Origin of the sequence: Candidatus Poriferisodalis sp. (genome assembly GCF_965198245.1) — a bacterium.
GTDB lineage: Bacteria > Actinomycetota > Acidimicrobiia > Acidimicrobiales > Poriferisodalaceae > Poriferisodalis.
Window position 1 is genome coordinate 1,138,780 of the sequence record NZ_OZ240249.1, and the last position, 15,478, is coordinate 1,154,257.

Genomic DNA, 15,478 nt, shown 5'->3' on the forward strand with positions numbered 1-15,478 from the left:
GAAACCCCGCAAGCTCCCTGGCTGCCCCTCACTACCCTGCAGGCGTGGCTTCCTACTACGTCACGACGCCGATCTATTACGTGAACGACGCCCCCCACATCGGGCACGCGTACACGACGATCACCGCCGATGCGATCGCTCGCTGGCAGCGGCTGTGCGGTGATGACGTCATGTTCCTGACCGGCACCGACGAGCACGGCCTCAAGGTCCAGCGGGCAGCCTCCGAGCACGACTGCACCCCCATCGAGTGGGCTGACCGCACCGTCGTGCGCTTCCAGGAGGCATGGCAGCAGCTCGACATCGCCAACGACGACTTCATCCGCACAACCGAGCCGCGCCATCACCGCTCGGTGCAGCAGCTGCTGCAGGCCTGCTACGACAACGGCGACATCACCGTGCAGACCTACGAGGGCCTGTATTGCGTGAGCTGCGAGGCCTACTACACCGACGACGACCTCGACGACGGCAACTGCCGCATCCACCGCCGTCTCGCCGAGCATGTCACCGAAGAGAACTATTTCTTCTCGCTCAGCCGGTACGAGAAGCCCTTGCTCGACTGGTACGAGGCCCATCCCGACTTCGTGGTCCCGGCGACCAAGCGCAACGAGGCGCTGGGGTTCATCCGCGGCGGCCTTCAGGACTTCTCCATCAGCCGCACATCGCTGGACTGGGGCATCAGGATTCCTTGGGACTCCCGACATGTCACCTATGTCTGGTTCGATGCGTTGACCAACTACATCACGGCGGCTGGCTACGCCAGCGATGACACCCAGTTCGACCACCGCTGGCCGGGGGTCCATCTCATCGGCAAGGACATTCTGCGATTCCACTGCGTGTACTGGCCGGCGATGCTGATGAGCGGCGGCGTGTTGCCGCCGCGGCGGGTCCACGTCCACGGCTTCCTGCTCGTCGGCGGCGAGAAGATGGCGAAGTCGGCGCTCAACCAGATCGCTCCTGGCGACCTCGTTGACGACTTCGGCAGCGATGGCGTGCGGCACCACTTCCTGCACGATCAGCCCTTCGGGCCTGACGGGGATTTCTCCTATGAGGCGATGGTCGCCCGCTACAACGCGGACTTGGCCAACAACCTGGGCAACCTCATGAGCCGGGTGGCCACCGTCGTCGCTCGCAAGTGCAACGGGATCGGTCCGGCGCCCCGCCCTGACAGCCCGCTGGCCTCCGCGGTGACCCAGTGCTATGGCGAGGCGGCCGAGGCGTGGGAACGACTGGCGCCCTCAGATGCCCTCGACGCCACGTGGCGGATCATTCGCGAGACCAATTCCATGCTCGAGGCGGCCGAGCCTTGGAAGGCCGAACCAGGTCCCGAGGTGGACGCGGTCCTCGGCGATGCCCTCGAGGCGCTGCGCATCGTGGCGGTGCTGGCGTCGGTGGCCACGCCGAGGGGTTGCCAGGAAGTGTGGCGGCGCATCGGCATGGAGGGCTCAGTGGCCGATCAGCGTCTGCCGGAGGCCGCCAACTGGGGCGGTTACCCCGGCGGCCTGCCGGTGGAGACCGGCAAGCCGCTGTACCCGCGCCTGCGATGAGCCCATTGCGATGAACACCCCGAACCAGGCCGAAGTCTGGATCGACAGCCATTGCCATTTGTGGGACAACGGCGCCGATCTCGTCGCCGAGGCGCACCGAGATGGGGTCGCCTGGGTCATCGACATCGGCACCGACGTTGAGCACAGCATTTCTGCACTGGAGCGCGCCCGCACGTTGCCGGGTGTCGCCGCCACCATCGGGCTGCATCCCCACGATGCGGACTCCGGACCTGCAGCGCTCGAGGCGCTGGAGCAGCTGATCGCCGCGGGCGAATCGCCGGTCGCGATCGGCGAATGCGGGTTGGACTACTACTACGAGCACTCCGATCGGGCCAGCCAACGTGAGGCGTTCGCCGCCCAGATTGCGATGGCGCACCGCTACGAGCTGGCGCTGGTGATCCACAGCCGCGACGCCTGGGAGGACACCTTCGACGTGCTCGACGCCGAAGGCGTGCCCGAACGCAGCATCTTCCATTGCTTCACCGGAGGGCCCGACGAGGCCCGCGCGGCACTCAATCGCGGCGCATCGCTCTCATTCAGCGGCATCGTGTCGTTCAGCAATGCGTCCGAGATCCGTGACGCTGCCGCCCTCGTTCCGGCCGACCGCTACCTCGTCGAGACAGACGCGCCGTACCTGGCCCCTGTGCCTCAGCGTGGCAAACAGAACCGGCCGAGCTGGGTGCGTTTCGTGGGCCAGGCGGTGGCAGCGACGCGGGGCGCCTCTGCCGCGCAGGTTGCGGCCGAGACCACGGCCAATGCCGAGCGCATGTTCCGGCTTGGCCCCTTTGCTCTCCCATGACCAACCAGTTGCTGACACTGCCTGCGGTCAAGGAGCTCTTGGAACGGGCTGGCACTGTTCCGCGCCGCAGCCTCGGGCAGAACTTCGTGGTCGATCCCAACACCGTGCGCCGTATTGCCCGCTTGTCAGGAGTCGGGCCGGGTGACCGTGTCGTCGAGATCGGCGCCGGGTTGGGTTCGCTGACGGCGGCCCTGGCAGAGACTGGGGCCACTGTTGTCGCCGTGGAGACCGACGGCCGGCTGGTGCCCCTGTTGCGCGAGGTGCTGAGTCCCTACCAGAACTCGGTGGAGGTGGTGCACGCAGACGCTCGCCGCATGAACTGGAACGCACTCCTGGGGGGTACTGGCTGGCACCTCGTGGCGAATCTTCCCTACAACATCGCCATCTCGCTGGTGCTGAGGGTGCTCGACGAGGTGCCGGGGGTGTCCCAGCTGCTGGTGATGTGCCAGCGAGAAGCCGCCGAGCGACTGGCTGCTGAACCCGGCAGCGGTGCTTACGGCGCCGTCTCGGTGCGTGTTGCGATCCACGCTGACGCCGAACTGGCTGGCGCGGTACCGGCCACGGTGTTCTACCCCCGGCCCGAAGTGGAGTCTGCGCTGGTGCGCATCACCCGGCGTGCAGAAGCGTTGGAATCCGAGTTGCGCGCCGAGATCGATCGGCTCCTCACCACGGCTTTCGCGCACCGGCGGCAGATGCTGCGCCGTACGTTGCGGAGCGCTTTCGATGACGCCGATGCAACGCTTGTGGCCGCCGGCGTCGACCCGACCGAACGCCCCGAACGGCTGGGGCTTGCGCAGTGGGTACTTCTCGCCACAGTCTCGCTGGCCACTCGGCAGCAAGGCTGAGACGGCTGTGCCGGCGCACACCTCCGCTCACCGGCAGCCAATTGGACTGCTTGCTCCCGCCAAGCTGACGCTGCAGCTGCGCATTACGGGCACTCGTCGAGACGGCTATCACCTCATTGATGCCGAGATGGTGACGTTGGATCTGTGCGACGAGATCGTCGTGCATCCGAGCACCGCATCGTCGATTGAGGTGGTGCCATCGGTCGGCGCAGCCGGTGCAGCCGACTGGGACATACCCAGTGACCGTTCCAACTTGGTGATCCGGGCGCTGGAGCTGGCGGGCCGGACCGCCCACGTCGAGATCCGCAAGCGCATACCGCCGGGCGCCGGGCTCGGCGGGGGATCGGCCGACGCAGCCGCAGTGCTTCGCTGGACGAATCGTCTCGCAGTCAGCGAGGCCGTCGAGGCAGTCCCTGCGACGTCCCGCACCCAGACGCCCGCCCTCATCACCCCGCAGCAAGCGGCGACCCTGGGCGCAGACGTGGCGTTCTGCCTCACCGGCGGCCGAGCTCGCGTGACGGGAATCGGCGAGATCATCGAGTCGATCCCGTTCCGGCATCAGGCCTTTGTGCTGTGGACGCCGCCGATTCAGGTCAATACCGCAGCGGTGTACCGGATGTGGGACGAGATGGGAGGACCGAGCGGGGGCTCGAACGACCTTGAGGCGGCCGCATTGGCCGTGCATCCCGAGCTCGCCGTCTGGCGCGATGAGCTCGCCCAGGCCACGGGGCGAACGCCGCAGCTGGCAGGCAGCGGCGGCACGTGGTTCGTCCCTGCGCCCTTCGGCACACGCATGAACCTGCCTGTGCGCGACGGCATCAGCGCCGTGTGGGTGCGTGCGATTGGACGGCTCTAGACCATCGCCCTAAGACATCACGGTGGCTGGGTCAGCGGTTGCGGCGTTGGTAACGCGTGCGCCGCAACATCTTGCGGTGCTTCTTCTTGCGCATCCGCTTGCGGCGCTTTTTGACCAGCGATCCCATCGAGCGCTGAACGCTATCGCCTCGCAGTCGGCGTCCCACGAGAACTCGCGGATTCCGAGCGCGGGCAACTCCCTGACCATGGCATTCGCGCAGGTCGCTACCCTCGATACACAAGCACGCCGGTTGACGCGGCATGCGCGATCGGGGATCGTTCAATTGGCAGGACATCGGGTTTTGGTCCCGACAACGGAGGTTCGAACCCTCCTCCCCGAACCGCCCCATTCCCAGGTCGAACCCGCACGATGCGCTCGGTTCCGATGAGCCAACCCTGCGCAGCTATTCTGTTGGCAGCGGGCGCGGGCACTCGAATGGCCTCGGACGTGCCGAAGCCGCTCCTTCCGGTCGCAGGCCGCGCCATGGTGCTGCGAGTGCTCGACGCTCTCGCAGGTGTCGATGCCGAGCCGGTCGTGGTCGTGATAGGGCATGGCGCAACCCAAGTCCGCGACGCCGTTCAGACCGGGGCGCCGCAGCCAGACCGCCTGGTGTTCGCGACCCAGCCCACCCAACTCGGCACCGGCGACGCAGCACGTGTGGGCCTGCTGGCCCTCAGCCAGCTCTCAGAAGCCTCAGATGTTCTGGTGGTGCCGGGCGACACGCCGTTGTTGCGTGCCGCGACGCTGGGCCAGGTCATCTCGGAGCGCCGGAGCGTTGACGCTGCTGCGAGCCTGCTCACGGCTTACGTCGGCGACCCAACCGGTTACGGGCGCATCGTGCGCTCTCGGGGGCTCATCGGGATCGTCGAGCAACGAGACGCCTCGCCGTCGCAAGCACGAATCAACGAGATCAATGCGGGCGTCTACTGCTTTCGCATCTCGCTGCTGCGCCGGGTGCTGGGCGAGCTGAACCCGGCCAACGCTCAGTCGGAGTACTACCTCACCGATGCCATCGGACTGCTTGCGCGCGCCGGCCAGTCGATCTCGGCTGTGCCGGCTCCTGACTCTGCCGAAGTGCTGGGTGTGAACGATGCCGACCAGCTGGCGGCGTGCGAGGCAGTGCTGGCGACGCGACGCGGTCGCTGAGCGTCCAAAACGCAGTCGCACAGCGAAAATCTCCGGTGTTCTGCAGGTGCCGTCAGGTAGCCTCGAAGTGTCGCCGGACTGCTGAACATGCCGCCAAAACCCATTGCCGAGCGTTTCGCCCAGCCTTCAAGTGCTGCTGCTTCGAGCGCGTCTGTGTCGAGCACGGCTCCGAGGGGACAGCTGCGAAAGGAACATGCAATGGAGCTGGTCACCAAGAAGCGCCTGCACTTGTTCAGCGGAAGGGCGAATCCCGAATTGGCCACCGAGATCGCTGAGCAACTGGGCGTGGAACTCGGTGATCCCGGACTCGTCGATTTTGCCAATGGCGAGATCAAGTGCAAGTTCGCCGAATCGATTCGTGGCGGCGACGTGTTCATCATTCAGAGTCACGCCGCCTGCGAGACCATGAGCCTCAATGACGCGATCATGGAGCAACTCATCATGGTGGATGCCGCCCGGCGTGCATCGGCCAAGCGCATCACCGCGGTTGCGCCGCTGTACGGCTACGCCCGCCAGGATCGCAAGGCAGCCGGCCGCGAGCCGATCACTGCGCGACTGCTCGCCGACATGTTCGCCGTCGCCGGTGCAGAGCGTCTCGTGTCGATTGACCTGCACAGCGGGCAGATCCAGGGCTTCTTCGGCGGTCCGGTGGATCATCTGACTGCTGCGCCGGTGCTCATCAGGTACTTGTCCGCCGTCATGGGCCCCGACTCAGTGATCGTGTCGCCCGATACCGGCCGGGTGAAGGTGGCTGAGCGCTATGCCACACGGCTGGGCTGCGATGTTGCGTCGATTTACAAGCGCCGCTCGGCTGACAGCGCGAATGAATCGGAAGCGCTCGGCATCATGGGTGAGGTGACGGGGCGCACCTGCGTGATCATCGATGACATGATCGACACGGCTGGCACCATCTGTTCGGCCACCGAGACGCTGTTGGCCCATGGAGCGGCCGACGTGATGTGCGCCAGCACTCACGGCGTGTTCTCCGAACCGGCCGTCGACCGTCTGAAGAACTCGTCGCTGAGCCAGGTCATCGTCACCAACACAGTGCCGATCCCCAGCTCGAAACAGTTCGACAAGTTGGTGGTGCTGAGTGTCGCTGGGGTGTTCGCCGATGCCCTCGAATCGGTGTTCGAGGACGCTTCGGTCTCGGAGATCTTTGACGGCCAGAACTTGTTCTAAGGCAATTCTCGGCGGCGTCGACGCTTGGATCTCGTAGGCTTCCCAGCCGCAATCAGAACAGGCGCCAATCGCCCAAGTGCTCAAGTGTTGAAGGGGCCAAATGTTGAAGGGATCGGCATGGTACAGCTGAAGCTCGTCGCCGAGGCCCGTCTGGCAACCGGCTCAGGCCCGTCGAGACGTCTGCGCGCCGATAACAAGATTCCTGCGGTCATGTACGGCCACGGCAGCGACCCGGTGTTGATCACGCTCGATCGCCTGCGCTTCCGGGCGGCGCTGAACGCAGCGGGGCCCAACGCGATCATCACCCTTGAGGTCGAGGGCAAGAACCATCTCACCATCGTCAAGGACATGCAGCGCGACTCGATCGCCAACAGAGTCACCCATGTCGACTTCATGCTCGTCTCACTCGAGGAGCGCCTCGTGGTCGACGTGCCGGTCAGGCTCGTCGGTGAAGCGGCATTGGCCGGTCGCGAGGGAGCGGTCGTGCAGCAGCAGCTCATGTCGTTGCATGTCGAGTCGCCAGCGGGAGTCATCCCCCCGGCGATCGACGTAGATGTGGAATCGCTGTCGCTGGAGAACTCGATTCGCGTCAGCGATCTCGCCCTGCCCGCGGGCATGGTGAGCTTGCTCGAGGGCGAGACGCTGGTGGTGATCGCGCAGCGAACACGGGCAGCGGTCGCAGCCGAGCGGCTTGACGAAGACGGCGAACCAACCGAGGCTGACGACCACGACGACGTCGACGACGACGACGACGAGGACTGACTCACTCAGTGTCCGTCTTCCGCCGGGCGGCCGCGCGGCGGGGGGCAGCCGCAGACTGGTTGGTGGTGGGTCTCGGCAATCCTCCTGAGCGCTTCGCCGGGAGCCGCCACAACGTTGGATCCCTAGCCGTGGAGGGCTGGTCCGCGGCGCTCAGGTGCGCGTTGACCGCGCAGAGACGCGAACACGCTCGGGTGGCAGTGACGACGGTCGGCGAGTGCCGCGTCACGCTTGCGTGCCCGTCCACATTCATGAACGAGAGCGGTCGCAGCGTCGGCATGCTGGTCAAGCGCCACGGCATTGTCGAGCCCTCGCGACTTGTCGTCGTGCACGACGAGCTCGACCTTGAGCCTGGCCAGGTTCGGCTGAAGGTGGGCGGGGGGATCGCCGGTCACAACGGCTTGGCCTCGATCGCCAGCCAGCTCGGCACCCGGGATTTTGTGCGTCTGCGCATCGGCATCGGCAAGCCGCCGCGGCCCGAAGCCGGCAAGAAGTGGGTTCTGCAACGCCCGTCGCGCCGGGAGGAACCATTGATCGACGAGGCCATCGACCTGGCGGTGGCAGGGCTGGAGATGCTGGTGCGCGATGGCCCCGAGGCGGCGATGAACGTCACGAACACCCGCCAGCGGGGTCGGGACCCCCACGCACAGTGAGCACCGCAGGCTCAGCGCCGCTGCGGGTGTTGACCGAACGCCTCGGCAACGACCCCGGCTTCGTGTCGATGTTGGGCCGGGCGTCCGGTTCGATTGCTGTGGCAGAGGGGGCACGCCCCTACCTCGCCGCCGGCTTGGCAACGTTGGGGTCGCGGACGCCGGTTCTCGTCGTGACAGCGACGGCCCACGAAGCTGAGCGCTATGCCGATGACCTCGGCACCTGGCTGGGGGGACAACAGGTAGCACTGTTCGGTGCCTGGGAGACGCTGCCGTTCGAACGGGTGAGTCCTGCGACTGAGACCATGGGCCGCCGCCTGGCGGTGCTGGGGGCGCTGAGCTCGAGCTCAGACCCAGGCGAACCTGTGCCCGAGGTGATCGTCGCCCCGATTCGAGCTCTGCTGCAACGGCTCAGTCCCGATGTGTGTGCTGGGGAAACATCTTCGATGCACGTCGAGCGAGGCGGCCAGTGCGACCTCGGCGAGCTGGTGTCGCAGCTGGTGGGGTGGGGCTACCGCCGCGAGCATCAGGTCGAGCACCGGGGCGAGATTGCGGTGCGCGGCGGGATCGTGGACGCCTTCTGCCCGACGGCCGATGCACCGATACGAATCGACCTGTGGGGCGACGAGGTGGACCGTCTCACGACATTCTCCGTCTCCGATCAGCGTTCGGTGGCAGATCTTGCTGAGACACGTCTGTTCCCGGCACGCGAGATGCGCCCCGATGCCGCTATGAGGGAACGGGCCGCAGCGCTGGCAATCAGCGAACCGTGGTGCCGCGAGCACATGGAGCGACTCGCTGGAGGCGAGCTGTTCGACGGGATGGAGTCGTGGCTGCCGTGGCTTAGCTCCGACGAGATCGTGCTGCCAGACCTGCTCGGACCCGAGGCGCTGGTGTTGCTCCTCGAACCGCGGCGACTCGCCGACCGGGCCGCCGACATCACCGCGGAAACCGACGACCTGACCCGTTCTCTGGCGGTGACGTGGGGCCTCAGCAATCCCGACGATGCGGGCCAGTGCGACGGCACGGGCGAACAGGCTGTGGTGTCGTTCCCGCGGCTGCACGTTCGGTTCGACCGGTTGCTGGCGCGCTGCGAGGCCGCGGTGTGGTCGGTGGACTCGACCGCGGCTCCGTCGGCAGACGGGACACCGGGCCCGCACATAGCGACTGAGTCTTGGGTGCCCGCCGCCGGCGACGTCACGCGCTTGGTGGCTCAGTTGCGTCGCTTGGTGACAGGTACGCAGCGACCCATGGTGGCCGAAGCGCAGCGACCCAGTGTGGCGGGAGCGCAGCGACCCATTGTGCTAGTGGCAGCCGAAGGCGAGGGTTCGGCTGTGCGTCTCGCTGATGTGTTGGGCGCGGAAGAAGTGCCGCTGCGCCTGCATCGAGATGGGTTCGCTCCGGCGCCGGGCGGGCACGTGGTGGTCGCGCCCCTCGAGAAGGGATTCATCGCGCCCGCAGCCGGTGTCGCAGTGCTGCCCGAGGCGGAGTTCTCCGGCCGCCGCCGCGTTCACCGCGCAGCTCGCCGGCGGACTGGAGTATCGCCGTCATTCGAAGATCTCAGCGTCGGCGATTTCGTCGTCCATCACCATCACGGCATCGCCCGCTACGCGGGGCTTGTCCGCCGGGCGTTCGGCGACGATGAGCGCGACTACCTAGAGCTGGAGTTTCGCGGAACCGACCGGCTCTACCTGCCAACCGAGCAGATCGAATTCATCCGCCCGTACATCGGCGGAGAGACGCCTCGGCTCAGTCGCATGGGCGGCAGCGACTTCCAGCGCCAAAAGGCCAAGGTGCGGGCGGCCGTGAACGAAATCGCCCAAGAGCTGGTGGTGCTGTACCAACGACGAATCACTACTGCAGGCAACGCGTTCGATCCCGACGGATTCGGCATGGCCGAATTGGCCGACAGCTTCGCCTACACGCCCACACCGGATCAGCGCCGGACGATCGACGAGGTACTGGCCGACATGTCAGAACCCACGCCGATGGACCGGCTCGTGTGCGGCGACGTCGGCTTCGGCAAGACCGAGGTGGCGGTGCGGGCGGCATTCTGCGCGGTCAGCGCAGGCAGGCAAGCGGCGGTGCTGGTGCCGACGACGCTGCTGGCCCAGCAGCACCACCAGACGTTCGCGGAGCGTTACGCCGACCAACCCGTCCGTGTCGAGGTGCTCAGCCGCTTTCTCACACCTGCCGCTCAGCGCGTTGTGCTTGCCGGGGTAGCCGACGGCACAGTCGACGTGGTGATCGGTACGCACCGGCTGCTGTCGGGGGACGTGTTGTTCAAGAATCTCGGTTTGTTGGTGGTGGACGAGGAGCAGCGCTTCGGCGTCAGTCACAAGGAGTCGATCAAACACCTGCGTTCTGAGGTCGATGTGCTGACGCTGACGGCCACACCGATTCCCCGCACCTTGGAAATGGCACTCACTGGCATCCGGGATCTCTCACTGCTGCAGACACCGCCCGCTGAGCGCCAGCCGATCCTCACGCACGTCGGCCCCTATGACGAGCGCGCCGTCAGCGAGGCCATCCGGCGGGAGCTGCTGCGCGAGGGCCAGGTGTTCTTTGTGCACAACCGGGTCGCGGACATCGATCTGGTGGCTGGGGACCTCGCGGTGCTCGTGCCAGAGGCGCGGATCGCGGTCGCACACGGCCAGATGGACGAGGGAACGCTCGAACAGGTCGTGATCGACTTCTGGGAAGGCGCCTACGACGTGCTGGTGTGCACGACCATCATCGAATCGGGCATCGACATGCCCAGCGTCAACACCTTGGTGGTGGACCGCGCCGACTTGCTGGGTCTGGGGCAGCTGCACCAGATCCGCGGACGGGTGGGCCGGTCGGGCCAGCGTGCATACGCCTACCTGTTCCACCCCGAAGGTCGCTCGCTCACCGAGGAGGCCTACGAGCGCCTGCGCACGATCGGCGAGTCCACCGAGTTGGGCTCGGGCTACCGCATCGCTATGCGCGACCTCCAACTCCGGGGCGCCGGAAACCTGCTCAGCGGCGTGCAGTCTGGCCACGTCGCTGCTGTCGGCTACGACCTCTACTGCGAGTTGGTGAGCGAGGCGGTTGCCGAGCTGAACGGCGAGACGCCCGAACAGCCGGCCGAGATCGTCATCGATCTGCCGCTCGTGGCGCACTTGCCCGACGACTACGTGGCGGACGAGACGGGTCGCTTGGAGGCCTATCGCCGGCTGGGGGCTGTGACCGAGTTGGTGGAAGTGGCTGACATCGAAGCCGAATGGGTCGATCGTTACGGTCCGATTCCTGACGCCGCGGGGACGCTGTTGCATATCGCACTGCTGCGTGCGGAATGCCACCGGCTGGGCATGCGAACCGTGGCGTTCGCGCCCGGTCACGACGGCGGGCGGGTGCGCCTGGGACCGCTCGCGCTGACCGCAAGCGAAGAGCTGCGCATGCGGCGCATCTGTGCAGGCACGCCGTTTGGCGCAGCTCGCTACAAGGCAGACGTGGGCGAAGTGCAGCTGTCAGTCCGAGCGTTGAAACCGGCCACTGTCGGGCACCTGTTTGGGTTCTGCCAGCAACTGCGGCCGCCCGCGGACTGACCTTCCGATGCGATGGTGTCAACACCGCCGCAGCGGCGAACACCTACCCTGCCTAGATGCCTCAGACCACGGCGACCCCTTCGGCGCCAAGAATTCCTGATGCCGATCGAAGCCTGGCGGCCTCGGGGTCCGAGGCGGCGGTGACTGCCCGGTCGGGGCGACGGCGGGCGCTGCGCCGCAAGTTGGCCATCGGGGCCGTCGCGGGGCTCGCAGCGCTCATGGCGTTTGCATGTGCGGACGATGGCGACGTCGTCACCATTGACACAGCGGTGGACCCCGATCTCGTCGACGCACTCGACACCGACAACGACGGCGTGGTGTCACGCGATGCCGTTGAGGATGCTGTCGAAGCGGCAGAGCTGGAAGCCCAACTTGAGTCCGAGCGAGCCGAACGCGACGCTGCGCGAGCTGCCCAGGAAGCCGCTTTCGGGGCACTGCTCTCCGATGGCGCCGCCGTTGCAGCGAGCTTCCCGGGCGGGCAGGTGCTTGTTCATGACGTTCGTAAGAACATCGTGGACTCGCCCGTGACGCTTATGGACGATCCGGAGAACCCGACTCACGAGGAGTTCGTGTCGCGGCTCACGTCCATGATTCAGTTGCGCCTTGCTGGTGTCGCTCTCGACGGTCTGGACTTCCCCGTCGACGTCAGCGCCTCTGACGAGGAGATCAATGCGCAGGTTCAGGCGCACCTCGAAGGCGCCTTCGAAGAATTTGCGCAACAACGCAGTGTCGAAGAAGATCCCAGCATCGAGCGGTTGGCTACGCCGCACTGCGTCAGTGCGCTGGCAGTGACGACCGAGGCCGACGCCAATTCTGCCTCCGATCGCGTGCGGGCAGGTGAGGCGCTGCCTGACGTCGCTGCAGCGGTCAACCTTCCAGGGCTCGCCGGTGCTGACGGCACCATTGGATGCGGCCAGCCGTTCAGTCTGTTCGGAGGAGGCGATTTGGCGCTGGCCTTGCTCGACCTCGAGCCCGGAGGGTTGACCGAGCCGCTGATGTTGCCGTCCGCAGCGAGTCCGACCGGTGAGCTCTGGGTGGTGCTGCATCTGGATGCGCTGCTTTCCGATGAGACCGATCTTTCGTCAATCGGTCCGTTCGCGGGCCACGTACTGACCGAGATCATGTCGATCTACGAGGTGAGCGTCGCCCCAGGGCTCGGCGCTTGGAACGCCGACAGCCTGAGGGTGTCGTTGCCGATCCTGCCGTGAGCTGTCTCTTGCGTGGGAGTCGCTATGGCCGTTGATGAAGACCTCGGTGCGAGACTCGTCTCGCTGCACGAGGTGATTGCGAGACTGCGACGCGAGTGCCCCTGGGACCGGGTCCAGACGCATGCCTCGCTGGCCCCTCACGCCCTCGACGAGGCCGCCGAGCTGGCCGAGGCGCTGCAGGCCGCCCATGACGCGATGTCCGGCTCAGCGCACGATCAGGCAACCGCCATCGAGGATCTTGTCTCCGAACTCGGCGATGTGCTGCTGCAGGTGCTCATGAATGCCGCCATTGGGGAACAGGCGGGAACGTTCACGCTGGGCGAGGTGCTCGCCACTATCGAGGCCAAGATGCTGCGCCGACATCCCCATGTGTTCGTACGCGATCCCGACGCTCCCGAACCCAGCGATGACGAGCTGTCGGTGCAATGGGAGGCAATCAAGAAGGCCGAACGCGCCGCACGGGCGAACCGCATCGCGGCTCGCGAGGCGCAGACCCCCTAGTGGCTCGACTCGAGCGCTGATCGTGCTTGCGCCAGGCTTCGGTACTCTCGCATTGCGTGACAGTGCGCGCACTTACTCAGATCGTCCAGGTGACCGGCCGCGAGGTGCTGGATTCGCGGGGCAATCCCACGGTTGAGGCCGAAGTACGCACGGCGGGGGGTGCCGTCGGTCGTGCGATCGTGCCCTCGGGTGCCTCGACAGGACAGTTCGAGGCCGTCGAGCTTCGTGACGGTGGTGACCGGTACGGCGGCAAAGGTGTCGCCGTCGCGGTCGGGCACGTGAACGGCGAGATCGCCGGCGCGCTCGTCGGGTTCGACTCTGCCGATCAGCGCCTTGTCGACCGCATGCTCATCGAGCTCGACGCCACGATGAACAAGGGCCGGCTCGGGGCGAATGCCGTGCTGGCCGCCTCGCTGGCGACATCCCACGCCGCGGCGGCAACGCTGGGCGTGCCGCTGTACCGCCACGTCGGCGGTGCCAATGCACATGTGCTTCCCACACCGATGATGAATGTCATCAATGGCGGATCCCACGCCGACAACAACGTCGACCTGCAGGAGTTCATGATCGTCCCGGTGGGAGCGGCGTCATTCTCGGAAGCTCTGAGGTGGGGCACCGAGACCTACCACGCACTGCGGAGCGTGCTGCGAACCCGGGGCCTGTCGACAGCGGTCGGCGACGAAGGCGGGTTCGCTCCTGACCTGGAGTCCAACGAGGCTGCGCTCCAGCTTCTGGTCGAGGCGATCGGCGAAGCTGGCTTTGAACCCGGCGCTGACATGGCGCTCGCGCTTGACGTGGCGTCCACCGAGTTCTTCGCCGACGGCACCTACTCCCTTGCCAGCGAGGGCCGCCAGCTCGACGCTGCAGGCTTTGCCAGCTACTTGGCCGAACTGTGCGGGCGCTACCCGATTTGCTCAGTGGAGGACGGCATGGCCGAGGACGACTGGGACGGCTGGTCGAGACTCGGCGACCTGCTGGGCGATCGGGTACAGCTGGTCGGCGACGACCTGTTCGTCACCAATATCGAGCGGCTGGGACGCGGCATCGCTGCGGGAGCAGCCAACAGCGTGCTGATCAAGGTCAACCAGATCGGCACGCTGACGGAGACGCTCGACACCGTCGAGCTCGCCGGGCAGGCCGGATACACCGCGGTGATGTCGCACCGTTCAGGCGAGAGCGAGGACACCACCATCGCCGACCTGGCTGTCGCCACCAACTGCGGCCAGATCAAGACGGGCGCGCCGGCACGCTCGGATCGGGTCGCCAAGTACAACCAATTGCTCCGCATCGAAGAAGAGCTCGGCGAGGCTGCTGCCTATCGAGGTGGCGCCTCGCTGGCACGATACTCACGAACCCAGGGCCCATGAACGCGCCGACGCAGCTCCGCCGCCGGGAGGGGCGACCCCGGGTGATGGCGGTGCTTGTCGGTCTTGTGATCGTGGTGAGCGCAGTCGGCCTGCTCGCAGTGCTGCTGTTTCCCTGGCAGTCGCTGACGAGCCAACGGCGCAACATCGACCATGCTTCCGACACCTTGGCACGGCTGCAGGCGGAGACCGCTCACCTGGCCGAGCAGGTGGCCGAGGCCAAGGATCCAGTGGTCGTGGAGCGGATCGCCCGCGAGCAGCTCTCGCTGGTGCGCGACGGCGACACGCTGTATCGCCTAAACGTGGATCCCGCCGACGTGGTCAAGCTGCCGCCAGCGTGGCCGCTGCGCGGCGTGGCGCACCTGCTCGGCAACTGAATCCGTTCGTTGGCACCAGGCCAAGCCACCGAGATGGCGAGTTGAGCCTGCTAGTCGGTCATGATGCGCAGGGCGCGTCCAACAATCGCATCACGGTGAACATCGGGATCCACGCCGCTCTGCTCGAGCGACAGACGGACCGTGCCGACGGCGCCTGCAGCACGGATGCGATCCTCGACTTCGGATGAAGGTCCGGTGAGCCAGACAAAGAGATCTCTGGCTTGCGCCCGCAGGCGCTGACCGACAGCGCTCTGCTGAACGTCGACGTCATCGGCGACGAGTCGGAATGCCACGATGTCGCGGGCCAGCAGGTCGAAGAAGCGGTCGAGCACCTCTCGCAGGGCCTCGGGCGTTCGCTCGAGATCGCCCATCCGGGCGATGATCGTTTCACCGTCGCGCTCCATTGAGGCTAGAACCCCGGCGAGCACGTCTTCCTTGCCGGTGAAGTGGTAGTAGAGCGCGGCCGGCGTCAGGTTGAGGCCCGAGGTGAGTTGCCGGACCGAAGTGCCCCGGTAGCCCTGCCGGGCGAACAGGTCACGCGCCCGCTGCAGGATCAAGTCCCGCGTGTCCGGCGGCGCAAGTTCGCTCGCGCATTCCGACCAGTCGCCAGTACCCGCAACGGCCTCGTCGCCGGCCACATCGTCAAACTACTGCTGCGGTTCAGTGCCGCTTGTCGCC

At 66.5% G+C, this 15,478-nt stretch carries 15 protein-coding genes and 1 tRNA gene; 14 read left to right on the forward strand and 2 right to left on the reverse strand.

The window, feature by feature from the left end:
- The first annotated feature begins 44 nt into the window (after positions 1-44).
- Genes ACOCMM_RS05365 through ACOCMM_RS05380 form a run of 4 tightly spaced genes read left to right on the forward strand, consistent with a single transcriptional unit; the run spans position 45 to position 4,044 of the window.
- Positions 45-1,544, forward strand: a complete 1,500-nt coding sequence (locus tag ACOCMM_RS05365) for a class I tRNA ligase family protein (protein ID WP_419552159.1) — start codon at positions 45-47, stop codon at positions 1,542-1,544.
- A 10-nt stretch (positions 1,545-1,554) separates the two neighbouring features.
- Complete coding sequence (locus ACOCMM_RS05370; RefSeq protein ID WP_419552160.1) at positions 1,555-2,343, forward strand: TatD family hydrolase; 789 nt, start codon at positions 1,555-1,557, stop codon at positions 2,341-2,343.
- Complete coding sequence (gene rsmA, locus ACOCMM_RS05375; RefSeq protein ID WP_419552161.1) at positions 2,340-3,188, forward strand: 16S rRNA (adenine(1518)-N(6)/adenine(1519)-N(6))-dimethyltransferase RsmA; 849 nt, start codon at positions 2,340-2,342, stop codon at positions 3,186-3,188. The genes ACOCMM_RS05370 and rsmA overlap by 4 nt, the downstream gene beginning before the upstream one ends.
- A gap of 7 nt (positions 3,189-3,195) precedes the next feature.
- Entirely contained in the window at positions 3,196-4,044 is an 849-nt protein-coding gene (locus ACOCMM_RS05380; protein ID WP_419552162.1) for a 4-(cytidine 5'-diphospho)-2-C-methyl-D-erythritol kinase, read from the forward strand.
- Between the two features lie 31 nt (positions 4,045-4,075).
- Here ACOCMM_RS05380 and ACOCMM_RS05385 read toward each other — a convergent pair whose 3' ends face one another.
- Positions 4,076-4,171, reverse strand: a complete 96-nt coding sequence (locus ACOCMM_RS05385; RefSeq protein ID WP_323671112.1) for a 30S ribosomal protein bS22 — start codon at positions 4,169-4,171, stop codon at positions 4,076-4,078.
- 141 nt (positions 4,172-4,312) lie between these two features.
- Here ACOCMM_RS05385 and ACOCMM_RS05390 point away from each other — a divergent pair.
- The 10 genes from ACOCMM_RS05390 (at position 4,313) to ACOCMM_RS05435 (ending at position 14,800) form a co-directional block, all read left to right on the forward strand.
- Positions 4,313-4,384: transfer RNA gene (locus tag ACOCMM_RS05390), tRNA-Gln, on the forward strand.
- Positions 4,385-4,428: 44 nt separating this feature from the next.
- Positions 4,429-5,190, forward strand: a complete 762-nt coding sequence (locus ACOCMM_RS05395; protein WP_419552163.1) for an NTP transferase domain-containing protein — start codon at positions 4,429-4,431, stop codon at positions 5,188-5,190.
- 198 nt (positions 5,191-5,388) lie between these two features.
- Complete coding sequence (locus ACOCMM_RS05400) at positions 5,389-6,372, forward strand: ribose-phosphate diphosphokinase (RefSeq protein WP_419552164.1); 984 nt, start codon at positions 5,389-5,391, stop codon at positions 6,370-6,372.
- A 117-nt stretch (positions 6,373-6,489) separates the two neighbouring features.
- The gene (locus ACOCMM_RS05405; RefSeq protein WP_419552165.1) at positions 6,490-7,134 is read left to right on the forward strand and encodes a 50S ribosomal protein L25; all 645 of its coding nucleotides are present in this window, start codon (positions 6,490-6,492) and stop codon (positions 7,132-7,134) included.
- A gap of 65 nt (positions 7,135-7,199) precedes the next feature.
- Positions 7,200-7,784, forward strand: a complete 585-nt coding sequence (gene pth / locus ACOCMM_RS05410) for an aminoacyl-tRNA hydrolase (protein WP_419552166.1) — start codon at positions 7,200-7,202, stop codon at positions 7,782-7,784.
- Entirely contained in the window at positions 7,781-11,350 is a 3,570-nt protein-coding gene (gene mfd, locus ACOCMM_RS05415) for a transcription-repair coupling factor (protein ID WP_419552167.1), read from the forward strand. Before pth ends, mfd begins: the two co-directional genes overlap by 4 nt.
- Before the next feature lie 56 nt (positions 11,351-11,406).
- Positions 11,407-12,558 carry a hypothetical protein gene (locus ACOCMM_RS05420; RefSeq protein ID WP_419552168.1) on the forward strand — a complete coding sequence of 384 codons (1,152 nt, stop codon included), beginning with the start codon at positions 11,407-11,409 and terminating at the stop codon, positions 12,556-12,558.
- Positions 12,559-12,582: 24 nt separating this feature from the next.
- On the forward strand, positions 12,583-13,059 hold the full coding sequence (locus ACOCMM_RS05425) for a MazG nucleotide pyrophosphohydrolase domain-containing protein (RefSeq protein ID WP_419552169.1): 477 nt from the start codon (positions 12,583-12,585) through the stop codon (positions 13,057-13,059).
- A 56-nt stretch (positions 13,060-13,115) separates the two neighbouring features.
- Positions 13,116-14,426 carry a phosphopyruvate hydratase gene (eno, locus tag ACOCMM_RS05430; protein WP_419552170.1) on the forward strand — a complete coding sequence of 437 codons (1,311 nt, stop codon included), beginning with the start codon at positions 13,116-13,118 and terminating at the stop codon, positions 14,424-14,426.
- On the forward strand, positions 14,423-14,800 hold the full coding sequence (locus ACOCMM_RS05435; protein WP_419552171.1) for an FtsB family cell division protein: 378 nt from the start codon (positions 14,423-14,425) through the stop codon (positions 14,798-14,800). The genes eno and ACOCMM_RS05435 overlap by 4 nt, the downstream gene beginning before the upstream one ends.
- Positions 14,801-14,850: 50 nt before the next feature.
- On the opposite strand, the gene ACOCMM_RS05440 is transcribed toward ACOCMM_RS05435, so the two are convergent.
- Positions 14,851-15,438, reverse strand: a complete 588-nt coding sequence (locus tag ACOCMM_RS05440; protein WP_419552172.1) for a TetR/AcrR family transcriptional regulator — start codon at positions 15,436-15,438, stop codon at positions 14,851-14,853.
- Positions 15,439-15,478: the final 40 nt, after the last annotated feature.